This window comes from Rhodococcus sp. ACPA4, from assembly GCF_002300185.1.
GTDB lineage: Bacteria > Actinomycetota > Actinomycetes > Mycobacteriales > Mycobacteriaceae > Rhodococcus_F > Rhodococcus_F globerula.
The window spans coordinates 402,190-425,252 of the sequence record NZ_NSDY01000002.1 but is presented as its reverse complement, the minus strand read 5'-3'; the positions used below and the strand labels follow the sequence as shown (position 1 = coordinate 425,252).

The following is a 23,063-nucleotide window of genomic DNA, read 5'->3' as shown; positions in this document are numbered from 1 at the left end:
CCGGACCTGGTCCTCGACGAATCGGTAATGATGCAATTATGAGTGAGAGCCCCACCGTTTCAGATCTGCTCCTCGGAGTCAGTGAGATCGACTCGTACGGCATCCGATTCGAGGACCAGGCCATCACCTGGCGCGAGCATATCCAGGCGTCGTTCGACCGCGCCGCGATGCTCGATGCTGTGCTCGACCACGAGCGTCCACGACACTTCGGTTTGTTGATGGAGAACATTCCGGAGTTCTCACTGCTGTTGGGCGCCGCGGCCTTCTCCGGCACGGTGCTGGCCGGACTCAACACAACAAGGCGGGGGCCGGCGCTGGCTCGAGATGTCGCATTGGCCGACTGCCAGATCATCTTCACCGAGAACAGTCAGGCGCATCTTCTCGACGGGGTCGACCTCGGCGATGTTCGAGTGATCAACGTCGACTCGCCGGAGTGGACGGAACTGTTGGCGCCCTTCGCCCGTTCCCCGCACAACGCCTGCGCAGTCTCTCCCGACGACCTGATGATGCTCATCTTCACCTCGGGGACCAGCGGCGATCCCAAGGCTGTTCGTTGCACGCACTCCAAGATCGCGGATCCCGCGATCATGCTCGGCGATCGATTCGAACTCGGGCCGAGCGATGTCATCTACATGGCAATGCCGATGTTCCATTCCAACGCGATCATGGCAGCGTGGGCAATCGCGTTGCACCGCAAGTGCGCAATTGCCATGCGTCGCAAGTTCTCCGCCTCGGGATTTCTCCCTGACGTCCGCAAGTACGGCATCACCTACTCCAACTACGTCGGCAAACCGCTTTCCTTCATCGCCGCGACACCCGAGCAGCCCGACGATCACGACAACACTCTGAAGATCATGTACGGCAACGAGGGTGCCGCTCCCGCAGTTGCCACGTTTGTCCGTCGTTTCGGCGCGCGCGTCATCGACGGTTTCGGTTCCACCGAGGGTGGAGTGTCCATCGGCGCAGCACCTGTCCCCCGCGCCGGCACTCTGGGACTGCTCCCCGAAGGCGTGAAGATTCTTCACCCCGAAACCGGAGCTCCCTGCCCGCCTGCAGAATTCGACGCGGATGGCCGGATCGCCAACGCAGACGAGGCAACCGGCGAAATGGTCAACGTGACCGGTCCGGGAGCCTTCGCCGGGTACTACAAGAACCCCGAAGCCGACGCCGAACGTATGCGCAACGGTCAGTACTGGACCGGCGACCTCGCGTACGCCGACGCCGACGGATACGTCTACTTCGCGGGGCGCAGTTCCGGGTGGCTGCGCGTCGACGGCGAGAACATCGGCGCCGCCCCCATCGAACGCGCGCTGACCGCCTACCCCGGCTTTGCGCAGGTGTCCGTCTACGCAGTCCCCGACAGCGATGTCGGCGACCGAGTGATGGCGTCGGTCATCCCGGTAGGTGATGTCAGCAACTTCGATCCCGAAGCGGTTGCTGCATACATAGATTCACGCCCTGAGCTGGGCCCGAAGCAGAAGCCCACACTCATCCGGGTCTGCAGCGAATTTCCGCGGACCGCAACCTTCAAAGTTGTCACCCGAACCCAGAGCGCGGAGCGCTGGAATACCAGCGATCCGGTCTGGATCCGTCAACGCGGCGAGGCCGAATTCCAGTTGCTCACGCCGGAGCGGGCGCTCACTCTCGAGAAAGTCACGGTCGGAGCACAGTGAAGGTGCGGCGTCGACTCAGTAGTGTTGCGCGAGCGGCTTGTGCGCTGACACCGTCTTGTAGAACTCGGTGAGCTGAAGCTTCGACGCCGCGGCTTCGTCGACGACAACTGTTGCGTGTGGGTGCAATTGAAGAACCGATGCGGGACAGACCGCGGCGAGGGGTCCTTCGACCGCGGCGGCGATCGCGTCTGCCTTGTGTTCTCCGGTTGCGATCATCACAAGATGCCCTGCGTCGCAGATCGTTCCGAGACCCTGCGTGATGACGTGGCGCGGAACGTCGTCGAGGCTCTCGAAGAATCGCGCGTTGTCTATCCGGGTCTGTTCGGTCAAAGTCTTCACCCGTGTGCGTGAGGTCAGCGACGACGTCGGCTCGTTGAATCCGATGTGGCCGTTTGCCCCGATGCCGAGGAGTTGTACATCCACCGGACCGTTGGCGGCGATCGCGCGATCGTAGGCTGCGGCAGCGCCGAACGGGTCTCCGGTAGTTCCGTTCGGACTGAACACGCGAGCACTGTCGAGGTCAAGGTGATTGACCAGCTCGGTCCGGATTACCTGCGCATAGGACTCGGGATGTCCATCCGGGAGTCCGACGTACTCGTCGAGCAGAAAAGCCTGCAGCCCGGCAAAACTCAAGTCTTCCTCGCGGTGGCGCCTCGCAAGTTCGCGGTAGACGGAGAGCGGCGACGATCCAGTTGCCAAGCCCAAAGTTCGTGCGCCGGAGCGTACTGCGTGGTCGAAGATATCGGCGACAACCGTGCCGGCTGTATCCGCGTCGTTGACGATGACAATTTCCATCGGAGTTCTTCCCCTCAGCTTTCCATGGTGTTCGTAAGCCAGTTTCCCGAAGCCATGACTGCTCGGGGCAAAAGTTTTTTGTCGGTAACGACAAGATCGGCGCGGCATCCCGGGACGAGGTCACCGACAATCCCGGTCAATCCCAACAGCGCGGCGGGAGTTGCAGTTGCGGCGGTGACCGCCGCGAGCAGATCCACCCCGGCATCAAGCACCGTCCGCCGCACGATGTCCATCAGTCTGCTGGTACCGCCGGCTATAGCAGTGTCGCCTTGTCCGGCAAGTCGGGCCACTCCGTCGACAACGTCCACGTCGAGTGGACCGAGCGGGTACCGCCCATCCGGCATACCTGCTGCCGCCATGGCGTCGGAGACCAGAGCAATCTGATGTGGGCCGACAAGATCGAACACCGTGGAGACAGTTTCATCGGCCAGATGGACACCGTCGCCGACCAACTCGACCACCATCTGGCCACGGGCTGCGGCCGCCAGGCAGGCAGCCACTGCGCCAGGCTCACGGTGGTGCATAGGCGCCATTCCGTTGAAAAGGTGTGTGGCACTGAGCGGTGCCTGAGCGGAATGCGCGATCGAGCGGGTGGCGGTCGGATTGGACGCGTCGGTGTGACCGATGCTGACCACCACGCCGTTCTCGGTCAGCATGGTCGACAGTTCGGCAAAATGCGCGGTCTCAGGTGCGATGGTCATCGAGCGGATGTGACCGCGCCCGGCAGCCAACAGCGACTCGAGCAGGGCTGGATCGCCGTCGAGAATGCTTGCAGGATCCTGTGCACCACAACGCAGTACCGACAGGAACGGACCTTCCAGATGGATTCCGGCGAGCGTGCCGCGCTCCACAAGCGACGCCAGCAATTCGATGCGGCCATGCAAGACATTCGGCGGCGCCGACACCAACGACCCGATCACCGAGGTTGTTCCGTTGTGTCGGTGGTGATCCGCCGCTGCGATGGAACCGTCACGATCGGCTTCCGGGAAACCGAATCCGCCGGCCCCATGGCAGTGCACGTCCACGAGACCGGGAATGATCGTCGTGCCCGGATCAGCGGGTTCCGGGAGCTGATCCGTCCGCTCCGACGCAGACCCGGCCCACACCACTCGATCACCGGACGTCTCGACGACTCCGTCGGCCAGCATGCGGCCTCCGGTGATCAGCTTTCCACGCAGGATCACGACATCACCTGTGTTGCAACAGAACTGTCCATGTCGGCGATCCCCAACTCGCGGAGCACCGCGTCCGCCAGCACATAGTGCCCGTTCTCGTTCGGATGGAACGCATCAGCCAAGAGCGACGGCGGCGGACCCTCAGGTGAATCCGCGAACCACTGCTCGTAGTGATCGATGAAGATCGCGCGCGTCGACGCGGCAACCTGGCGGGTCATCTCGACGTAGTCGATCAGCGCGGATCGCGTCGGCGCGTTCGGGACGTCGATGGGCGGCGGCGTCTGCAGGATCGGAACGGCACCGAGCGCACGTGAGCGGAAGATGATGTCGGACAGGTCTTCCCGGAATCTTTCGAGATCGACGCCGCCGCCGAGAGCGTCGTTGGTGCCGAGCATGATCAACACCACCGACGGCTCGAAGATCTCGATGCGATGGGCAAATCCGTCACGGACGTCGGACGAGCGGTTACCGCTCACGCCGGTGTTGATCACAATGTGATTGAACAACGACATCTCGCCACGGATGCGTTCCGCAAAGTGTTCGACGTAGCTGCGCTGCCCGTTTGTGTGAGCCAAACCCTGCGTGATGCTGTCGCCGGTGAACACCCACCGGATCGGTGTGGACGAATCTTTCAGCAGTGCTTCGACTCTGCGACGCTCAGCCGTCATCGACCATCGCTCCGCGCGCCCGCGATCGCCTTGGCGAACGTCGCGGTAATGAAGGCTGGATCGGTGATCGCGGTACCCACCACTACCGAATCTGCACCAAGCGCAATCGCCTGCGCTGCATGCTCCGGGCTGTGGTAGCGACCTTCCGCGATCAGCACTGCATCGGGAAGTGCGTTCCTCAGTTCCGAGATCAGCTCCAGATCGGGACCACTGAGCCGTCGACTGTTCTCGGTGTAACCGGCAAGGGTACTCGAGATGATGTCGGCGCCGGCCTCTGCGGCCGCAATGCCATCTTCGAGCGTTCCACAATCAGCCATCACCAGAGCGCCTCGCGCATGGACTGCCTCGACGGTATCCGCGAATGTCAATCCGTCCGGGCGTTGGCGCAATGTCGCGTCGGCTGCAACGATCTGTGCACCGGCGTCGACAACGTCCAACGCGGATTCTCGTGTCGGAGTGATGAACACCCCGGAGGATCCGATCTTCGTCAGACCGATCACCGGCACCGTCACAGCAGCGGCGACAGCGGCGACGTCGGGTGTTCCGCCCACTCCGCCGCAGCGAATCGCGGCAGCGCCGCCGTCGACGGCAGCCCTGGCCATCCGCTCGATTGTTGCCGTGTCACGCAGCGCGTGCCCATGGCCAGCCTGGCACGAGACGACCAGCTTTCCGCTGATGATCTTCAGTAGCTCGTCGAGTGTCATCGTGATACCTCTGTTCGTGTTGCGGCGGCAAGCAGTCCGGCGCCCACCAATGGCGCGTCGGTGCCCAACCGTGCCGGGAGAATGGCGGTCTCGGCGATCGGCTTCATCGCTTCGACGCGGAATGCCGACATCAAGGGCGACAGCAGATCTGCTCCGATCTGGGCGGCGCCGCCGCCGATCACGATCACCTCGGGATCGAAGGCCGTTGCCACTCCGGCCAGAACCCGGCCGAGTAGTTCACCCGCATCGGTGATCACTGCGCGGGCAATCGGGTCACCCGAGTGCATCAGTGCAACCACCTTCTGCAGAGGCTGCACGGGAACACCAGCCCTGGCGGCATACTCGGCAGCCATGGCGGGTCCGGAGGCAACCGCTTCGAGGTGATCGGTGCGGCCGCAGCCACAGCCGATGGCACCGGCCGCGGGAACGAGCAGATGTGCCAGTTCACCTGCCGTGCCGTGAGCGCCATGACGGAGTTCACCGCCGATGGACAGCGCGCCACCGATGCCGGTGCCGATCGAGACGAACAACACGGAACTCCGACCGTGGCCGGCACCGATCATGTTCTCCCCGTGCGCCATAACTCGCACGTCGTTGTCCACGGTCACCGGCAGCGACGTACGCGCTTCGAGCTCACTGCGCACCTCTGCGCCCATCCACCCGGGCAGGATGTCGGAAGCGAACACCACTCGACCACTGGACCGATCGACGATTCCCGGTGCACCAACACCGATTCCGTCAACAGTGTGTGTGACGCGTAACTGGTCGATCAATGCAGCTGTAGTGTCGAGCACCGCATCTCGGCCCGCCGCCGGTGTTGCTGCGCGAACGGATTCGAGCACTTCACCTGAGGAGGTAACCACGGCTGCAGCTACTTTGGTGCCCCCGATGTCGACACCGATCCAACGCTCCTGCCCGTGCGTCATCGTCAGATCAGTCCGGCGCGTTCGAGAATGACCTTGATGGTTGCGGCCTCGGACTCGTCGAGAGACAGCATCGGAGCGCACATCGTGTTGCTCGAGATGACACCGCGCAGAGCCAGTGCAGTCTTGAAGGCGCCCAATCCGGCAGCACCTGCACTGACGCGGCCCGGCGTCGGCGCGTCGACGATGGAGAAGAGATCCGTGAGCCGGTCCTGCTCGACCTTGGCGGCAGCCCAGTCGCCGGCCTGCGCGGCGCGCCACAACCGGACGTAGCCGTGGGGATCGACGTTTGCCAGGCCGGGCACCGCACCTGATGCACCCATGAGCAGGCAGCCGTCGACTACAACCTCGTGGCCGGTGAAGACGGCAAAGTTCTCCAGGCCGACGGACTGACGCAGCAGCATGCGGAAGCTGACGTCGTCGCCGCTCGAGTCCTTGACACCGGCAATGACACCTTCGCGGCCGAGTTCGACCAGCATTGCGGTGGAAAGCTTGCTGTGAACACGGACCGGAACGTCGTAGGCAAACAGCGGAAGGTCCACTGCCGCATGGATGGAGCGGAAGTGCGTGGCCGTCTCTTCGGCGTTGGTGATCGCGTAGAAGGGAGCTGTCGCGACGATGGCGTCTGCACCGGCCTCACGTGCCTGCTCGGCAACTGCGATGACGCGGTTCGTCGTCATGTCGTTGACACCGACCAACACCGGCAACTGGCCGCCGACGTGTCCGATGGCCGTCTGCACAACCTGGGCGCGCTGAGCATCGGTCAGGTAGCCGACCTCGCCCGAGGAACCGAGGATGAACAGGCCGTCGACGCCCGCCTCGATCTGCATCGACAGGAGGCGCTCGAGCGACTTCGTGTCGACGTCACCGTCAATGGTCAAGGGTGTGACGATCGGAGGAACAATTCCGCTGAAGGTCGTGGTGTCCGTGCTCATGGGGTCTCCGTACGTTGATTATCGGATTAAATTGCGGGGCAAAACACTTGAAGGTTGATCACACGGAAACCGGCTGCCCGCACGCGGCGGACCGGTAGGCGGCGTCGATCACGCGCATCGATGCGCGAGCGTCGGCAACCGAGTAATCGGGGTTGATCCGGTTCGGCAGTCGATCGAGTAGGTGAGCGAGGAAGCTCGACACCGCATTGTCGGATCCGAAGCCCCCGATGGGTAGTGCGGTGACATCACCGGAAGCACCGAACTGCATGAGCGCTGGTTTGTCGTCGTCCGAACTGGCGTAACCGTGCGATCCGAGTACCCGAACCGTTGCGGTATTGGCACCGAAACCTGGTGCTGCGGGGATTCTTCCGACTGTGACGGTCGCAGTGACGCCGTGTGCCAGCGCGAGTGAAATGAGCGCGGTGTCTTCCACACCGAACTTCTCGTGTGCGCCGCCGTACAACGTGCTTGTCTCCGCGTACACCTCGGTGACGTCGAGTCCGGTGAGGTAACGGAGGTAGTCGGCGGCGTATCCAAGGAAGTTCACAACTTCTCCCCCGCCGGACAGTGCTGGGTCGACAACCAACTCCGGCCGTTCCACGGATGTCGCAAAATGTGTTCCGCTGGCGAGGAACTCGATGTCCACGTGGCGTGGAAGTCCGAGGTTTCCCGCGTCGATCCAGCGGCGCAGTCTCCGCAGGGCGGGTGAATGCGTGCGGTTTACTACGGTGCAGATGCGCCCGTTTGCCTCAGCTGCTTCCTGAACCGCCGCGGCTTCTGTCTCGTCGATTCCCACCGGCTTGTCCACGAGGACATCAAGTCCCGCGTTCAAGGCAGCTATAGCGAGCCTCGCATGCCGAGTCGGTTCGCTGCAGATCACTGCCAGGTCAATCCGGTCGGGGTCGAGAAGCTCACCGAGGTCGTCGATCCACGCGATGTCGGCGGCAGCGGCCATCTTCATTCCGTCTTCGCGGATCCAGTCGGGCACCGATGATTCGTCGGCGACACCGACCAGGTGCACGCGGGGGTCGGCTCGCAACAAGTCCGCGTAGGACCCGGCATGCCTTACGCCGCTGATGAATCCGACACGGATCGAACCAGTGCTGGTCATTGCTGCCCTCCGATTGCAACGGCGCGCCCGGTATCAAGCGATTGTTGCGCGGCGACGGCTGTGGCGAGCGCCGCGCGCACCTGCCAGTTCTGGACCAACGGCGTCTGAGAACCGTCAAGAGTGCCGATCCAGTGGCGCATCTGATGCGTCATGGCGTCTTCGATCGACGACGGCGGCGCGTTGGTGGTGTCGGACATGAGCCCCGGATCATCGCCCGTGTCGTGCGCGAGAGTGCCCTGCGTGCCCGAGACGACGATGCGACGCACCATCTTTCCCGATTGTGGCAGCGCGTACGCCAACTCGATCAACGCCAAGGAACCGTCCTCGAAGCGGACGGTCAGATGGAAGCTGTCATGAACGGGCATGCCGGCGGCAAACGTCGGAAAGCTGCGAGCGAAAACGCGAATCGGCTTGCGGTCGATCAGCCAGGTCACCAGATCGAGTGCGTGCGTTCCGTTGTGAACGGGATGCCCACCGGAGCGTTCCTTGTCGTGTTGCCACCCGCGCCAGCCGCCCGGCCAGACGTGGCCGGTGTACCAACTCAAATGGATCAAGCGGGGATCCCCGATAGCGCCCTGCGCGACGGAAGCGCCGATCGAGGTGATCGACGGCTGGAACCGCACGGTCTGACCGACCATCAACGACGTACCGTTGCCTTCGGTCGCTGCAACCATGGCGTCGAAGTCGGCGACGCTCAGCGCGGCCGGCTTCTCCACGTGGACATGCTTTCCCGCACGGCCTGCTGCAATCGTCACCGGCGCATGATCCGGAGTTGCCCCGACGACGTTGACAGCCGTGATCGACGGATCTGCCAGAACTCGGTCCAGGTCGGTGCTCGCCTGCGCGCCCGGTGCGAGGGCAGCCACCGATGCAGCCCGGTTCAAGTCACTACCGACTACGTAGGCGACCTCCACTGTCGGCAGGCCGGCGAGCGAACGTACGTGGTCCCGCGCGATTCCGCCGCTGCCGATCACGGCAACGCGGACGCTCATCGCGCAGCTCGAATGTCCGCGGGCTCGGCTTGTCCGAGACGCACCTGCTGCGCCACGACCAGCGCTCGGTCGGTGTCCGCCGTGAGGGGCGATTCGGCGCCGGAATCGAGAACCCGTGCGATCTCGTCGATTTCGTGGCGGATCGCGGCCTGCATCCACACCGACGACGCCGCGCCGCCGGAGTTGTACTTCTGCGTCTTGGTTGCCGAGTCGATCAAGGACTGATTCTCGTCCGCGTCGTCGAAGATGGGCCAGGATTCGACAACCTGACCTCCGGTGAAGCGCTGCACAAGTCCGGTACGGAAATCCGCCCGAAGCGCGCCGTCCGATCCGTTGACCGTCAGATCCCACGACGACGTGTGCGAGCGGGTCGAGATCGTGTGGGTGCCGACCGCGCCGTTGGCGAACTTCACGACCGTCGTCCGGAATCCGTCGTCCGGTGTCGCGATGCTCGACACGCCGTCGACGTCACCGCCGAGCCAGCACATCAAATCCAGTTCGTGAATCTCGTGAGTGAGTTCGCCGCCGGTCTGACTCTTGTCGAGCTTCCACCACTGTGGGTCCGCGCCGGCGGTGTCTATCCACCGGGACCTCGATGTCTCGATGGCATTGACGTCACCGATGTCTCCGGACCGGACCGACGCGGCCAGGGCTCGCACACCCGGCATCATCCGCATGATGTGTCCGACCATGAGCGTCGAACCGTTGGTGTCGGCGCACTCGATCATGCCGCGAGCTTCGGAGAGCTCGACTGCGAGTGGCTTCTCCACGAACACTGCCTTGCCCTGTGTCAGTGCGGCAAGTGCCGGTTCCGCATGGGTGTGATTGGGCGTCGCGACTACAACAAGGTCGATCGTCGCTTCAGCCGCCACCGCACCGTGATCGTTGGTGGGGGTCGCACCGAATTCTCCCGCGGCTTCCGTCGCCCGCTCTATATCTCGGTCGCAGAGCATCGTGAGTTCGAAACGTGGATGGGCAGCAAACTCGCGTGCGAGTGAACTACCGAAGAATCCGCAACCGACCACGCCGACTTTGTATCGGGTCATGAAGTCTCCAAAGATTGGATAAGGGATGTCCTATGTTATACGGCCAGTGAGATCGACCGTCAATTCGAGGTCGGTAACACAGTCTTCATCTATGCAGGTGAGAGCACTAAATGGTGAATGAAACTCGCCGAAATACGAAATTTCTCCCCGCAAGTTCTCACGACTCTCTAGACGCGTTCTGATCCACAATGTAGGTTACGCAACATCGGACGTCGAACATAGGACATCCCCTATCCCACCCGAGATGTCCCGCTCCCCGCCTTGGAGGCCGCCTTGAAGAACCAACGACCGCTGAGCTCCGCCATCACCCGCCGGGACCTGTTCCGGTACACCGGCCTGCTCGGAGCAGCTGCAGGTATCACCGCAACACTCGCAGCGTGCGGCGGCGGCCCCTCGTCGACCTCGGCCGTGGGCGGCTCCTCGTCCACGGGCGACCTCACCACCGCCATCGGTTACGGAAACGACCAGAGTTTCGATCCGATGCAGACCGCATCCGGCTTCCTGATGGCCGCGGTCAACCACGTGTACGAAGGCCTGCTCGAGAACGATCCGGCCACCGGCGAGACGTATGCCGCGCTGGCGAAGACTGTTCCCACCGACGCCACCGCGTCGAGCTGGACCATGCAGATCCGCGACGGCGCCACCTGGCACGACGGCACCCCGGTCACCTCGGACGACGTTGTCTTCAGCTTCGAGCGCATTCTCGATCCCCAGCAGAACGTGCTGATCCGCGCCTTCTTCTCTTCCTGGTTGCAGTCCGTCACCAAGGTCGACGACCAGACCGTGACACTCAACTTCAACTACCCGTTCAGCGCTGCCGCTCAACGCCTTTCGATTGCCAAGATCATGCCCAAGCATGTCTTCGACGGCCATTGGGACGAAGCCAAGTCCGGCGCGCTCGTGGTCGGCTCCGGTCCGTACAAGGTGACCAGCCATACTCCCAAGAGCAACACGGCATTCGAGGCCTTCCCCGCGTACAACGGCCCGCGTCCGGCCAACTTCACGACCATGAACTGGCTGTCCATCGTCGACACGTCCTCGCGTATCGCACGAGTATCGGGCAACAATGCCGGCGCTCAGCTCGCCGACAACATCCCCGTTGCGAACGTCCCGACGCTGACGTCCGGTGGACGTACCGTCGAGGGCAATCCGGGCATGAACCTGATGTACCTGCTCTTCGACACGACGCAGGCACCGTTCGACGACGTTCGCGTTCGCCAGGCGATGTTCTACGCTCTCAACACTCCGAAGATGATCGAGATCGCCCTGGGCGGCAAGGCCGCTCCGGCCACGAGCTACCTGTACGAGCGCAATCCCGACTACTCGCGCGCGTCCACCGTCTACTCGTACGATCCGGACAAGGCACGCTCGCTCCTCGCTGCCGCCGGCGTCAGCGGACTCGACCTCACGTTGCTCTCCACCAACGTCAGTTGGCTCGCCGATTGCCTCCCCACTATCAAAGAGTCCTGGGACGCAGTCGGATTCAACACCACGCTCGAGCCGCAGGACACCAGTGCGATGGTCAGCAAGCTCAACAGTGGCCAGAAGTTCCAGATCGCGGCCGGCACGTCGAACCCGCAGGCTTTCGGATCCGACGTCGACCTTCTCGTTCGCTACACGTACAGCAAGGGCGGCCTGTGGACCAAGACGTACGCCAAGTGGGACGACACGCCGCAGGCTCAGAGAATCTACGCCACGATGGACGAGGCAACTCGCGAGACGGACCCCGCCAAGCGCAGCACCCTCGTGCAGTCGTACCTGAACCAGATCGCCGAAAACGCTGTCTACTACCCGGTTCTGCATCAGGAACTGCTGACCGCGTGGGATCCGCAGAAGATCACCGACGTCACCCCGCTGCCGTACCCCGGCGTCAACCTGCTTGCGGCAAAGCCGGCCTGATCGCCCGCGCGCGGCAATTTCCCATCAACTGAGAGATCCCCCGATGGCCAGAGTCCTCCCCATGCTGATCAGGCGATTACTGATACTGATCCCCCTGATCCTCGGCATCATCGCGTTTGTTTTCATCGTGATGCAGTTCGCGCCCACCGATCCCGCAACGGCGGCGTTCAACGGTGGTAACCCGACGGCAGAACAGTTGCAGCAGTTCAAGGAAGAGAACGGACTGCTCGACCCACTGCCGCTGCAGTACGTCCACTTCGTCACCGATCTCCTCAGTGGGAACATGGGTGACAGCCTGATTTCCGGTACCCCGGTACTGGATTCGATCTCCACGGCACTGCCGCTGACGATTCAACTCACTGTTCTGGGCCTGGTGATCGCCATCGTGCTCTCACTGATCTTCGGTGTCACCAGCGCCCTGTTCCGTGATCGTTGGCCAGATCAGGTCATCCGGGTGGTTTCACTCGCCGGCGTCGCCGCACCGTCATTCTGGTTGGCGCTGCTCATGATTCAGTATCTAGCTGTCAAACTCGGGTGGTTCCCCACCGGCGGCTACGTCAATCCGGCCGACTCGGTCACGGACTGGCTGTGGTACATGGCGCTCCCCGCCTTGTCTCTGTCACTCCCCGTCGCGGCTCAACTCACCCGCATCATCCGCACGTCCATGGTCGAGGAATTGGACAAGGATTACGTCCGCACGGCCATCGGAAGCGGCCTGCCCTACCCCGTGGTGATCGGGCGAAACGTGTTGCGTAACGCGCTGATCAACCCGCTCACCGTTCTGGGTCTGCGCGTCGGCTATCTCTTGGGTGGCGCCGTTGTCATCGAGCAGATCTTCGGCCTTCCCGGCATGGGTCAGCTCATGATCAACGGCGTCACCAACGGCGACCCTGCAGTTGTCCAGGGTGTTGTCATCGTCATCGCAGTCGGTTTCGTCGTCGTCAACCTCGCGGTCGACATCCTCTACCTGCTTGTCAATCCACGACTTCGGAGCGCAGCATGATGAGAAGAAAACTCACCGAGAAGCTTTCGCGTCCCGGTATCACCTTTTCACGGTTTCCCCTCTCCGCCTGGCTGTCGATGGCCGTCCTCGCGATCATCGTCCTCGCCTGCCTGTTCGCGCCGCTCATCACGCAGTACAGCCCGCTCGAACAAGCTGTGGGTACGTCCGGCCCCAGCGCGGAACACTGGTTCGGCCAGGACAGTCTCGGCCGAGATCTGTTCAGCCGCTTGCTGTACGGCGGACGCTGGTCACTGACTATCGGCCTCGGGTCCACCTTCCTGGCACTGTGCGCCGGCGCCCTCATCGGTTCGGTGGCCGCAACCAGCCGAAAGTCCGTCGACGAGACCATCATGCGTGTGCTCGACGTCGTCATGGCGTTCCCGGGCATCGCGCTCGCAGCCGTCCTCGTTGCAGCGTTCGGCGGTTCGATCCCCGTCCTCATCGTCACCATCGCCTTCCTCTACACCCCGATGGTTGCGCGTGTCGTTCGCGCCAACGTGCTCGCCCAGTACGGCGAGGATTACGTCGCCGCTGAAAAAGTCATCGGGGCAAGCACTTCCCACATCGTCGTCAAGCACGTCGTCACCAACTGCGCTGCCCCTGTTCTCGTGTTCTGCACGGTCATGGTTGCCGACGCCATCGTGCTCGAAGCCAGCCTGTCGTTCATCGGCGCGGGCGTGCGACCACCGGACCCGTCGTGGGGATCGGTAATCGCCGACGGCAAGAACATGGTCCTGCTCGGTGGTTGGTGGGCAACGGTGTTCCCCGGTCTGCTGATTCTTCTGACCGTGCTCTCCCTGAACGTCCTCGCCGAGGGTCTCACCGACGCGATGGCTGATCCGAGCCTGAAGAAGACCAAGAAGACAGCTCTCGAATCAGCCAGCACCGCCGCTGCGGAGGAAACGTCCAACGAGCTCATCCTGGAAGAAGAGGCCGCGCGAGACGCCGAATCACTGGTTGTCAGTGATGACTTCGCCGACTCGAGTGTCATTGTCACCAAGGCGCTGAAACCGGTCGTCGCGCCGACGCCACTCGAAACGCACCTGAAAATCCTGGCGGAAACCGAACGGACACGCACCGATCGTCTTGTCTACGAAGGCGACGCCGCTCCACTGCTCGAGGTACGCAATCTGACGATCCGTTTCCCGGAACGCTACGGCGACACCGCAATCGTCGACAACGTCAGCTTCACGGTCCGTCCGAACGAGACGATGGCTCTGGTCGGCGAATCAGGCTGTGGCAAGTCGCTGACGTCACTGGCGATCATGGGCCTGCTGCCCAAGACCGCAGTGGTGACCGGTGAGATCCTCTTCGACGGCGTCAACGTCCTCGAACTGAACAACCGGGAACGAAACAAGCTTCGCGGACACGACATGGCCATGATCTACCAGGACGCACTCAGCTCCCTGAACCCGGCAATGTTGATCCGCGCCCAGTTCAAGCAGCTCACCAAGAGAGGCGGAACACGTACCGCCGAGGAACTTCTCGAACTTGTCGGACTCGACCCGGTTCGCACGCTTGCCAGCTACCCGCACGAGTTGTCGGGTGGTCAACGCCAGCGCGTCCTCATCGCGATGTCGCTCACGCGTAGCCCGCGCCTGATCGTCGCCGACGAGCCCACCACTGCTCTCGACGTCACCGTCCAGGCTCAGGTGGTGGACCTGCTCAACGATCTGCGGGAAAAGCTCGGCTTTGCGATGGTTTTCGTGAGCCACGATCTTGCACTCGTTGCTTCGCTCGCCCACAAGATCACGGTGATGTACGCCGGTCAGGTCGTCGAGTCTGCGCCCACCAGCGATCTGCTCATCGATCCGCGTCACGAATACACCCAGGGCCTCCTCGGCGCCGTTCTCTCCATCGAGGACGAGGCTCCGCGGCTCCACCAGATCCAGGGAACCGTGCCGTCGCCCGGCAGCTTCGCCACCGGTGACCGTTTTGCCGAACGTTCCCTGCGTCCGGATTCCGATCCCCACCGAAAGCCCGAGATGGTTCGGATCGGCGGGACCGAGCACTGGTTCGCCAACCAGTCCGCGGCACCCGTATCCGCAGAATCGGAATTGGAGAGCGTGCGATGACCACAGCCGAAACACCCATCCTGGAACTGAAGAACATTCACGTCGTCCACAAGACTCGTTCGGGATCGTTGTTCAAACCCGGAACCGTGCACGCCGTCAACGATGTCAGTATCGCCGTGCGACGAGGGACGACGATCGGCATCGTGGGCGAGTCCGGTTGCGGCAAGTCGACGCTCGCGAAGGTCATGGTCGGACTGCAGAAGCCGACGTCGGGCGACGTCGTCTTTCGTGGACAGAGTGCTCTGACCCGATCGGCGTCGGTCCGCAAGGAATTCGGGCGCGCTATCTCCATCGTGTTCCAGGACCCGGCCACCGCGCTCAATGCGCGAATGACGGTGGCCGACATCCTCACCGATCCACTCGACGTACACGGCATCGGGAATCGTTCCACCCGCTCTGCTCGGGTCCGCGAACTGGTCGGACTGGTCGGGCTTCCCCAATCCGCGCTCGAAGTCATCCCGAGTCAGATCTCGGGCGGACAGCGCCAGCGCGTTGCCATCGCCCGTGCGCTGGCACTCGAACCGGACGTGATCGTCGCCGACGAGCCGACATCCGCACTCGACGTGTCGGTGCGCGCGCAGATCCTGAATTTGCTCAGCGACATCAAGGCACGACTCGGGCTGGGAATGGTCTTCATCTCGCACGATATCCAGACCGTTCGCTACGTCTCCGACAGCATTGTCGTGATGAATGCCGGGCGGATCGTCGAACAGGGAACTGCGCAAGAAGTGTTCGACAACCCGTCAGACGCCTACACCGCAAAACTGCTCGGCGCGGCCCCAAGCCTGCTGCAACGCACCGTGGATGCGTGATACCCGATGGAGTCGACAAGCGGACATAGGATGAAGGACGTTCAATTCGGAAAAGGGGAATCGATGTCTGTTCGGAGTGGCACACCGCGTGCTCGTTTCAGCGCGCAGAACCGTATGCGCGCACTTCAATCAGACATCATGAACCTGATCCTGGATCGTCGGCTCTCCCCCGGTGATCCGATGCCCACCGAGGCGGAACTCTCCGAAGAACTGGGAATCGGCAGGAACACTCTGCGCGAGGCTCTCAAGGTTCTGCAGGCCTTGGGCGTCGTCGAAATCCGGCACGGTTTCGGAATGTTTGTCGCTCCGAGTAACTTCGACGCGCTGGCCGACGGCCTGACGTTCCGGGGCAGATTGTCACTTCAGGGCACCGGCCACGAAGCGATGGAATTGGTCGATATCCGTCAGGCTCTCGAAACCGGTCTGATCGGCGCCGCAATGGCAGAGATGACCACCGAGGACCACGACGCTCTCGACGAACTCGTCACAGGGATGGAAGTCCGCGCAGCAGCCGGAAAGAATTTCTCCGATATCGATGCGACTTTCCACAGCCGGTTGTATTCACCGCTCGACAATCAGGTGCTTGCACAATTGATGGATGTCTTCTGGCAGGTGTACAGCGAAATCCAGCAGGCAATCGGGCATTCGGATACACCGCTCGTCGATATAGCGTCGAAGCATCGCGCAATTCTCGACGCTATTCGTACCGGCGATGCCATCGAAGCTGCGCACACTCTCGACGTGCATTTCGGTGGTCTACGACAGCGGATCGGAAACCTGCACGCGGACACATCGACCTAGGACATTCAAGGCAGCATTGATCTTCGACACGGTATCTCCCATGCCGACAGATCTTGCGGCAAAATTACAAGTATGAAGAATCCGAACCTGACGCCATCGCGCATCCTCGCGTTGGTCGCCGCCGCTGCCCTGGTCATTTTCGTGATCGCCCGTCGTCGAGACGACGGCGGCGTGCTCAGTCGCGGAGAATGGCTGGCCGACAACGTCGGACCGGACGACTTGGCGGGCTGAAACAACAAAAGGCTCTCGGCCACTGTGGCCGAGAGCCTTTTGCTCTGTCTGCTATTTCATGGAGCTGCTATTTCATGGAGTCGAGACGCGCACGCGCATCTTCGAATCCGGAAACCAACTCCGCCATAACCTCGGCGACCGGACGGATCTCGTTCATCCGCCCCACGATCTGACCGACCGGCATTGCGACGACGTCAGGATTCTCCGACGCCGAAATACGTTGGTGCGCATCACTGACCAGAAGATTCTGCAACGGCATCGGCAACGCGTCGGGTGCGCCGGGCTTCGACCACGCTTCGGTCCACTTCGTCTTGAGCAACCGCGCCGGCTTGCCCGAATAGATCCGGGACCGAACGGTGTCCGCCGACGTCGCTTTCAGCAATGCACGTTGAATTGCCGACGGCCCCTCCCCTGACGCGCTGCCCAGTTTGTACTCCGACGTGGTGAGCCAGTACGAACCCATCCACACTCCGGACGCACCGAGCGCAAGAGCTGCAGCCACCTGTCGACCGCTTCCGATTCCGCCGGCAGCCAACACGGCCGCAGAGTCACCGAGGGCGTCGACGATTTCGGGAACCAGCACCATGGAGGCGATCTCACCGGTATGCCCGCCGGCTTCGTAGCCCTGGGCGATCACGATGTCGACGCCGTTCTCCACATGACGACGGGCATGTTCGACAGCACCGGCCAGCGCCGCGACCGGGACCCCCTTTGCATGAGCCTGATCGATGACATCTTTCGGCGGTGAACCAAGAGCATTGGCGATCAAGGCAATTCGATGCCCCAGAGCAACATCGACGTGCGAGCGGGCAACGGAGTGCAGCCAGCCCAACACACCAGTGGCATGTTCGACATCGTCGGACAACGGCGGCACACCGAGCTCGTCGAGGGTGCGATCGACAAACGCGCGGTGCTCGGCCGGGATCAACTTGTCGAGATCGATCGCGCCGCCCTCGGTGGGAACCTTTGCGGGCATGACGATGTCGACGCCGTACGGTTTACCGTCGGTGTTCTCGTCCATCCAGGTCAGGGCAGCTTCGAGTTCTTCGGGGTCGTTGAATCGCACGCACCCCAGGACTCCGAGTCCGCCGGCGCGAGAGATCGCGGCCGCTACGTGCTCCGACGGCGTGAATCCGAAGATCGGGTATTCGATGCCGAACTTGTCGGCAAGATCGGATCTCATCAGGCTTCCACGCTCTCTGCACTGTTTGCCTCGGGAGCACCGTTGCCGTTGTGGTCGTCGGCCTCACGGGATTCTGTTTCGGCCTTCGCCCACCGGTAGTCCGGCTTGCCTGCCGGGTTGCGCTTGATCTGGTCGACAAACCACACGCTGCGCGGAACCTTGTATCCGGCAATCTCTTTGCGTGCTGCTGTGGCGATGTCGTGCAGCGTCGGAGACGTACCTTCACGAACCTGAACCACCGCGGCAACTCGTTGCCCGAAACGCTCGTCCGGGACACCGACCACCAGCACGTCGAAGATGTCGGGGTGCGCCTTCAACGCGCCTTCGACCTCTTCCGGGTACACCTTCTCGCCGCCGCTGTTGATGGATACCGAACCGCGTCCGAGCATCGTGACCGTGCCGTCGGCTTCGACCTGCGCGTAGTCGCCGGGAATCGAGTACCGAACACCATTGATGGTGCGGAACGTCTCGGCCGTCTTGACCTCGTCCTTGTAGTAACCGAGCGGGATGTTGCCCCTGCGCGCAAGCATGCCGCGCTGACCCGATCCCGGTTCGACCTCGTTGCCGTCGTCGCCGAGAACCGTTGTGGAGGCGTCGATCTTGACCGTCGGACCGCCAGTGTGCTTCTGCCCCTTGGAGAGAACCGCCAAGCCGCCGAAGCCGGTCTCCGACGCTCCGATGGAGTCTGTGAGCAGACGGTTGGGCAGCAGCTCCAGGAACTGCTCCTGAATGCTCGGCGAGAAGAGCGCCGCGCTGCTTGCCATGACGTACAGCGACGAAAGATCGTAAGGCTCACCCGTTTCCGAGTTTCCGGCAATCAACGCGTCGAGCATCGGTCGAGCCATCGCGTCGCCGGTGATGAAGATGAGGTTGACCTTGTGCTTGTCGATGTTCTGCCACACCTCGTGGGCGTCGAACTCAGGGTGCATCAAACAGGTTCCGCCGCCGAAGAGACTGTGGAACACCGCCGACTGCGAGCCGCCGTGGATCATCGGAGGAATCGGATAGCGAACCATGCTCGGGTTGGCGGCGCCGACCTTCGCCATCTCGTACTCGTCCTCGACCGCAACTCCGGTGACGAAGTTGATGCCACCACCGAGCACGCGCCACCAGTCTTCGTGGCGCCACATGACGCCCTTCGGGCTACCCGTCGTGCCGCCGGTGTAGAGCATGAAGATGTCGTCGTTGCTGCGATCCTCGAAATCGCGCTCGCCCGAACTCTGCGCCAGTGCGGCTTCGTACTCGATGCCGAACGACGAGTAGTCGCCGTCGGTGCCGTCTTCGATGACGACAACCGACTTGACGAGGGGCGCGTTCGGGAGAACGTTCTTGATCTTGTCTGCGTATCGACGCTCGGCGACCAGCGCAACCATGTCCGAATTGTCGAAGATGTATTGCAACTCGTTCTCGACATAGCGGTAGTTGATGTTGACCATCACCGCCCGGATCTTGAAGATCGCGACCATGGCCTCGATTGCCTCGATGACATTGCGGCAGTAGATGCCGACCTTGTCACCCGGCTTCACGCCATGTTCGCGCAGGTAGTGACCGAGCCTGTTGGCGCGGTCCTCGAGTTGCGCGTACGTCACCTCCCGATCATCGGAGACCAGTGCAACCCGGTCCGGAACGAGGTCGATCGAGTGCTCTACGAAGTCTGCGATGTTAAGGGCCACGCCCTTCAAAGTAGAACGTGTTACCTTTTCTGGCAAGACCCAATTTGAGAGCCAGCTCACAGACGCCCCAGGAGCCATCAGTGTCCTCTACGACGACCGAAAAATCCGACACTTCGGAAACTGCACCGCACTGCCTCGTGGAGAAACGCGGTCACGTCCTGATCATCACCATGAATCGCCCCGAGCGGAAGAACGCCATCACCGGCGACATGATGGCGATCATGGTCGACGCCTGGGATCAGGTCGACAACGACCCAGACATCCGCGTCGCCGTCCTCACCGGAGCCGGGGGCGATTTCTGCGCCGGCGCCGACCTCAAGAACATGTCCGCCAAACCCCCGGGAGACGCCTTTGCCGGCGGCGGCGTCGACATGTCCAAAATCGAAGGTCTCCTCAAAGGCCGACGGCTCACCAAGCCCCTCATCGCAGCCGTCGAAGGCGCCGCCATCGCCGGCGGAACCGAAATCCTGCAAGGCACCGACATCCGTGTTGCCGGCGAAAGCGCCAAATTCGGAGTGTCCGAAGCCAAGTGGGGACTCTTTCCGCTCGGCGGTTCAGCAGTGCGCCTGGTCCGACAGATTCCGTACACCATCGCCGCGGATATTCTGCTCACCGGACGCCACATCAAAGCCCCGGAAGCCAAGGAAATCGGTCTCATCGGCCACGTCGTCCCGGACGGTCAGGCTCTCGACAAGGCACTCGAACTTGCCGACCTCATCTCCGCCAACGGACCTCTCGCAGTCCAGGCGATCCTCAAGACCATCCGCGACACCGAGGGCATGCACGAGGAAGAAGCCTTCCGCATCGACGCGGAGCTGGGCATGAAGGTCTTCATGAGCGCGGACGCAAAGGAAGGCCCCCGAGCCTTCGGCGAGAAGCGGGCGCCCAAGTTCAAGGGAGTCTGAGGCTAGATCCTTCCGACAACCCGAAGGAGCAAGACCAGGGTGGCCGCGACCGCGATAAGACATCGGTCGCGGCCATTTTCATGACTAGCCCCGCCACAGAGTCACGGGGTCACGGGGTCACGGCGTCACGGGGTCGGCGGAGTCACGGACACGAGAAATTCCACTTTCTCCACCGTGTTGTTGCTGTACTTATGGGGTTGACTCGAGTCGATCGTGATCGCTTCCCCACTAACCACGGGCAGGGTTTGTTTACCCACGGTGACAGTGAGCTCGCCGAACAACACATACACGCACTCGACCGCCTCATGTGACCACGGTTCATCACTCGAGCACTCCCCAGGCTTCAGCGTGCCGCGCAGCACCTCGAGTTGCCCGTTCCCCGGAGTCAGACGTTCGTACTGAATATGTCCCGCCGGACTACTGATCCTCGAACGTTGGCCAGGGCGGCTGACGTGCACCAACATGGGGATCGGCTCTTCGAACAGCGTGGAAACGGACTGCCCGAACACGGTCGCCAGTGCGCGCAAGGTCTTCAGACTCGGCTCGGTGACCCCGCGCTCCACTTGACTGAGCAACGTAGGCGACAAACCGGTCTCGGAGGCTAGGCCCCGAAGCGTCATACCTTGCGCAGATCTCAGTTCTCGAAGCTTCGCACCAATCACATTCGCACCCTATAACAGCACTCTCATGCTCTAAATTTGTACATTTTCACTGCACATCTTGACGCACTCTGTGCAGTCTGGCTACTCTTCCCTGACTGCGACGGAAAAGCATCGAACACCTCGCCCATCTGCATAGATGGTGCGTACTGAACAGTCTCTCGCTCGCATGCCTTCCTGATATTGCTGACGTTGTTCCGCAAAAGAGAAAATATTTCTGCACTATTTGTGTAATTATGTGCACAACTACCATCGTCAACGATCCACTCGGCCATGCCGCGATGAGAGGGACCCCCATGAACGAAGACACCCGCTTGCATTTCCGGGGAGGATGGACGATGGCGTTTGTCCCCATCGCCTCCTTCCTTGCGTTCTGCATACTCTTCTTCGTCGTCTTCAAGGCATTCGACATGACCGCCCTTGCGATGGGCGGTTTCGTGTCACTTCTGGTGGGCGCCCTCTTCGCCAAGCCTTACGGCAGCTACTGGGATGCGGTGATGAGAGGTGTCGGCAGTCCGACATCGGTGTCGATCGTTCTCATCTTGTTCACCGTCGGCATGATGTCGTCCCTGATCAAGGCAACAAACGTCTCGGGTGGATTCGTCTGGATCGCAGATACGCTCGGCATCGGGGGCGGAAGCTTTACGCTCTTCGCTTTCATCTCCGTCGGCGTCATCTCCATGTCGACAGGCTCGTCGATCGGCACGATGTTCACCGCGTTCCCCATCTTCTACCCCGCCGGTGTGCTGCTGGGTGCCGACCCGGCGATCCTGGCCGGCGCGATAGTGTCCGGTGCCATCTTCGGTGACAACATCGCACCCATTTCGGATACAACGATCATCTCGGCATCAACGCAGCGTTTCAGGCGCAAGGAAGGGTCGGCCGACATCGGCGGAGTCGTCTCGAACCGAGCACGATTTGCACTCACGGCCGCGGCGCTGAGCGCCATCGGGTTCCTCGTCCTTGCATCGAGCCGCACACACGACGTTCAAGACGGCGCCGCGGAACTCCTCGAAAGCACGATGTCTCCGAAAGCCCTCGTCATGCTGGTGCCGGTGGCCCTCATGCTCGTGGTCGCCCTGCGCACACGAAACATCTTCAAGGCCGTCACAGTCGGTCTGGCTACCGGAATCCTGACGGGACTGCTCGCCGGACTCATCGTCCCGACGGACATCGTCGGAGTCACCGATGGAGTACCCACCGGATTCCTCGCTGCCGGAGTCACAAATATGCTCGGCACCGTGGCGTTGGTCTTCGCGGTATTCGGAATCATGGGAGTCCTGACAGCCGCGGGAGTTCTCGAACGCCTCGTCGAGGGAATCAGCCGCGGGCGTCTGTCGGACACACCGCGCGGCGCAGAAATCGCGATCGGCCTCGGAGTCTCGGTCACCACATTGCTTTTCGGTGGCGTCAACTCCGCCGCCATGCTGACATTCGGTCCTGTTGCGGACGAGATCGGTTCACGCGTCGGATTGCACCCCTACCGCAGGGCAGTGGTCATGGACTGCTTCGCGATGGGTATCGCGTGCATTGTTCCGGTCCTGAGCGCCTACCTGTTCATCGGGGCACTTCTCACCTCGGGATACGACACCGCGCCGGCCCTGTCCACGACGCAGATATTTGTTGCAATGCTGTATCCCCTGTTCATGACCGTCGTCATGTTCATCTCGGTCTCGACGGGCTGGGGACGTCGTTTCGAAGGCCCCGGCGGTGCCGTGTCGAAGCAACCCGAACCAGCTTCCAGTTCCGACGCTTCGTTGGCGTGAGCTGGTCTTTCCGGCCTGGGCAGATCCATTCGTC

Annotated in this window: 21 protein-coding genes; 9 read left to right on the top strand and 12 right to left on the bottom strand. The window is 62.2% G+C overall.

What is annotated here, in order from left to right; all coding sequences use genetic code 11:
- Nucleotides 1-38 precede the first annotated feature (38 nt).
- Nucleotides 39-1,673 (top strand): long-chain-fatty-acid--CoA ligase, encoded by a 1,635-nt coding sequence (locus tag CJ178_RS25185; RefSeq protein ID WP_095888273.1) that lies wholly within the window; start codon nt 39-41, stop codon nt 1,671-1,673.
- 15 nt (nt 1,674-1,688) lie between these two features.
- Here CJ178_RS25185 and nagB read toward each other — a convergent pair whose 3' ends face one another.
- Genes nagB through CJ178_RS25140 form a run of 9 tightly spaced genes read right to left on the bottom strand, consistent with a single transcriptional unit; the run spans nt 1,689 to nt 10,022 of the window.
- Nucleotides 1,689-2,468, bottom strand: coding sequence for a glucosamine-6-phosphate deaminase (gene nagB, locus CJ178_RS25180; RefSeq protein ID WP_095888272.1), 780 nt, complete (start codon nt 2,466-2,468; stop codon nt 1,689-1,691).
- Between the two features lie 14 nt (nt 2,469-2,482).
- Nucleotides 2,483-3,652, bottom strand: a complete 1,170-nt coding sequence (locus tag CJ178_RS25175; protein WP_257013430.1) for an N-acetylglucosamine-6-phosphate deacetylase — start codon at nt 3,650-3,652, stop codon at nt 2,483-2,485.
- Nucleotides 3,649-4,311, bottom strand: coding sequence for an SGNH/GDSL hydrolase family protein (locus tag CJ178_RS25170; RefSeq protein ID WP_095888271.1), 663 nt, complete (start codon nt 4,309-4,311; stop codon nt 3,649-3,651). Before CJ178_RS25170 ends, CJ178_RS25175 begins: the two co-directional genes overlap by 4 nt.
- On the bottom strand, nt 4,308-5,015 hold the full coding sequence (locus tag CJ178_RS25165) for an N-acetylmannosamine-6-phosphate 2-epimerase (RefSeq protein WP_033232303.1): 708 nt from the start codon (nt 5,013-5,015) through the stop codon (nt 4,308-4,310). The genes CJ178_RS25170 and CJ178_RS25165 overlap by 4 nt, the downstream gene beginning before the upstream one ends.
- Entirely contained in the window at nt 5,012-5,941 is a 930-nt protein-coding gene (locus CJ178_RS25160; RefSeq protein ID WP_095888270.1) for an ROK family protein, read from the bottom strand. The genes CJ178_RS25165 and CJ178_RS25160 overlap by 4 nt, the downstream gene beginning before the upstream one ends.
- Nucleotides 5,942-5,943: 2 nt before the next feature.
- Nucleotides 5,944-6,873 carry a dihydrodipicolinate synthase family protein gene (locus CJ178_RS25155; protein WP_033232306.1) on the bottom strand — a complete coding sequence of 310 codons (930 nt, stop codon included), beginning with the start codon at nt 6,871-6,873 and terminating at the stop codon, nt 5,944-5,946.
- A 58-nt stretch (nt 6,874-6,931) separates the two neighbouring features.
- Entirely contained in the window at nt 6,932-7,984 is a 1,053-nt protein-coding gene (locus tag CJ178_RS25150) for a Gfo/Idh/MocA family protein (RefSeq protein ID WP_033232307.1), read from the bottom strand.
- Nucleotides 7,981-8,976: a Gfo/Idh/MocA family protein gene (locus CJ178_RS25145; protein WP_095888269.1), complete on the bottom strand. Its 996-nt coding sequence runs from the start codon at nt 8,974-8,976 to the stop codon at nt 7,981-7,983. Before CJ178_RS25145 ends, CJ178_RS25150 begins: the two co-directional genes overlap by 4 nt.
- A complete protein-coding gene (locus CJ178_RS25140) occupies nt 8,973-10,022 on the bottom strand; it encodes a Gfo/Idh/MocA family protein (protein ID WP_033232309.1) in 1,050 nt (349 codons plus the stop codon). The genes CJ178_RS25145 and CJ178_RS25140 overlap by 4 nt, the downstream gene beginning before the upstream one ends.
- 273 nt (nt 10,023-10,295) lie before the next feature.
- Here CJ178_RS25140 and CJ178_RS25135 point away from each other — a divergent pair, with 273 nt between their 5' ends.
- The 6 genes from CJ178_RS25135 (at nt 10,296) to CJ178_RS32885 (ending at nt 16,843) form a co-directional block, all read left to right on the top strand.
- Nucleotides 10,296-11,921: an ABC transporter substrate-binding protein gene (locus CJ178_RS25135; protein ID WP_051730369.1), complete on the top strand. Its 1,626-nt coding sequence runs from the start codon at nt 10,296-10,298 to the stop codon at nt 11,919-11,921.
- A gap of 43 nt (nt 11,922-11,964) precedes the next feature.
- The gene (locus tag CJ178_RS25130) at nt 11,965-12,924 is read left to right on the top strand and encodes an ABC transporter permease (RefSeq protein WP_033232310.1); all 960 of its coding nucleotides are present in this window, start codon (nt 11,965-11,967) and stop codon (nt 12,922-12,924) included.
- On the top strand, nt 12,924-14,999 hold the full coding sequence (locus CJ178_RS25125; protein ID WP_033232614.1) for a dipeptide/oligopeptide/nickel ABC transporter permease/ATP-binding protein: 2,076 nt from the start codon (nt 12,924-12,926) through the stop codon (nt 14,997-14,999). Before CJ178_RS25130 ends, CJ178_RS25125 begins: the two co-directional genes overlap by 1 nt.
- Nucleotides 14,996-15,811, top strand: coding sequence for an ABC transporter ATP-binding protein (locus CJ178_RS25120; RefSeq protein ID WP_033232312.1), 816 nt, complete (start codon nt 14,996-14,998; stop codon nt 15,809-15,811). Before CJ178_RS25125 ends, CJ178_RS25120 begins: the two co-directional genes overlap by 4 nt.
- A gap of 63 nt (nt 15,812-15,874) precedes the next feature.
- Nucleotides 15,875-16,612: a FadR/GntR family transcriptional regulator gene (locus CJ178_RS25115; protein WP_033232618.1), complete on the top strand. Its 738-nt coding sequence runs from the start codon at nt 15,875-15,877 to the stop codon at nt 16,610-16,612.
- A 72-nt stretch (nt 16,613-16,684) separates the two neighbouring features.
- Nucleotides 16,685-16,843, top strand: coding sequence for a hypothetical protein (locus CJ178_RS32885; protein ID WP_165826328.1), 159 nt, complete (start codon nt 16,685-16,687; stop codon nt 16,841-16,843).
- 67 nt (nt 16,844-16,910) lie between these two features.
- On the opposite strand, the gene CJ178_RS25110 is transcribed toward CJ178_RS32885, so the two are convergent.
- Nucleotides 16,911-18,026 carry an NAD(P)H-dependent flavin oxidoreductase gene (locus CJ178_RS25110; protein ID WP_033232313.1) on the bottom strand — a complete coding sequence of 372 codons (1,116 nt, stop codon included), beginning with the start codon at nt 18,024-18,026 and terminating at the stop codon, nt 16,911-16,913.
- Nucleotides 18,026-19,699: an acyl-CoA synthetase gene (locus CJ178_RS25105; RefSeq protein ID WP_033232314.1), complete on the bottom strand. Its 1,674-nt coding sequence runs from the start codon at nt 19,697-19,699 to the stop codon at nt 18,026-18,028. Before CJ178_RS25105 ends, CJ178_RS25110 begins: the two co-directional genes overlap by 1 nt.
- 80 nt (nt 19,700-19,779) lie before the next feature.
- Between CJ178_RS25105 and CJ178_RS25100 the strand changes: the two genes are divergently transcribed.
- Nucleotides 19,780-20,604 (top strand): crotonase/enoyl-CoA hydratase family protein, encoded by an 825-nt coding sequence (locus tag CJ178_RS25100; protein ID WP_033232316.1) that lies wholly within the window; start codon nt 19,780-19,782, stop codon nt 20,602-20,604.
- 125 nt (nt 20,605-20,729) lie between these two features.
- Here the strand turns inward: CJ178_RS25100 and CJ178_RS25095 are convergent, their stop codons facing one another.
- Nucleotides 20,730-21,266: a helix-turn-helix domain-containing protein gene (locus tag CJ178_RS25095; RefSeq protein WP_095888268.1), complete on the bottom strand. Its 537-nt coding sequence runs from the start codon at nt 21,264-21,266 to the stop codon at nt 20,730-20,732.
- Nucleotides 21,267-21,559: 293 nt separating this feature from the next.
- Between CJ178_RS25095 and CJ178_RS25090 the strand changes: the two genes are divergently transcribed.
- Nucleotides 21,560-23,029: a Na+/H+ antiporter NhaC family protein gene (locus CJ178_RS25090; protein ID WP_095888267.1), complete on the top strand. Its 1,470-nt coding sequence runs from the start codon at nt 21,560-21,562 to the stop codon at nt 23,027-23,029.
- Nucleotides 23,030-23,063: the final 34 nt, after the last annotated feature.

Excerpts from the sequence above, each read along its gene's own strand:
- CJ178_RS25185 (WP_095888273.1), top strand. The coding sequence starts at position 39 with ATGAGTGAGAGCCCCACCGTTTCAGATCTGCTCCTCGGAGTCAGTGAG.
- CJ178_RS25145 (WP_095888269.1), bottom strand. The coding sequence starts at position 8,976 with ATGAGCGTCCGCGTTGCCGTGATCGGCAGCGGCGGAATCGCGCGGGAC.
- CJ178_RS25150 (WP_033232307.1), bottom strand. The coding sequence starts at position 7,984 with ATGACCAGCACTGGTTCGATCCGTGTCGGATTCATCAGCGGCGTAAGG.
- nagB (WP_095888272.1), bottom strand. The coding sequence starts at position 2,468 with ATGGAAATTGTCATCGTCAACGACGCGGATACAGCCGGCACGGTTGTC.
- CJ178_RS25090 (WP_095888267.1), top strand. The coding sequence starts at position 21,560 with ATGAACGAAGACACCCGCTTGCATTTCCGGGGAGGATGGACGATGGCG.
- CJ178_RS25170 (WP_095888271.1), bottom strand. The coding sequence starts at position 4,311 with ATGACGGCTGAGCGTCGCAGAGTCGAAGCACTGCTGAAAGATTCGTCC.
- CJ178_RS25110 (WP_033232313.1), bottom strand. The coding sequence starts at position 18,026 with ATGAGATCCGATCTTGCCGACAAGTTCGGCATCGAATACCCGATCTTC.
- CJ178_RS25125 (WP_033232614.1), top strand. The coding sequence starts at position 12,924 with ATGAGAAGAAAACTCACCGAGAAGCTTTCGCGTCCCGGTATCACCTTT.
- CJ178_RS25120 (WP_033232312.1), top strand. The coding sequence starts at position 14,996 with ATGACCACAGCCGAAACACCCATCCTGGAACTGAAGAACATTCACGTC.
- CJ178_RS25160 (WP_095888270.1), bottom strand. The coding sequence starts at position 5,941 with ATGACGCACGGGCAGGAGCGTTGGATCGGTGTCGACATCGGGGGCACC.
- CJ178_RS25155 (WP_033232306.1), bottom strand. The coding sequence starts at position 6,873 with ATGAGCACGGACACCACGACCTTCAGCGGAATTGTTCCTCCGATCGTC.
- CJ178_RS32885 (WP_165826328.1), top strand. The coding sequence starts at position 16,685 with ATGAAGAATCCGAACCTGACGCCATCGCGCATCCTCGCGTTGGTCGCC.
- CJ178_RS25130 (WP_033232310.1), top strand. The coding sequence starts at position 11,965 with ATGGCCAGAGTCCTCCCCATGCTGATCAGGCGATTACTGATACTGATC.
- CJ178_RS25115 (WP_033232618.1), top strand. The coding sequence starts at position 15,875 with ATGTCTGTTCGGAGTGGCACACCGCGTGCTCGTTTCAGCGCGCAGAAC.
- CJ178_RS25140 (WP_033232309.1), bottom strand. The coding sequence starts at position 10,022 with ATGACCCGATACAAAGTCGGCGTGGTCGGTTGCGGATTCTTCGGTAGT.
- CJ178_RS25165 (WP_033232303.1), bottom strand. The coding sequence starts at position 5,015 with ATGACACTCGACGAGCTACTGAAGATCATCAGCGGAAAGCTGGTCGTC.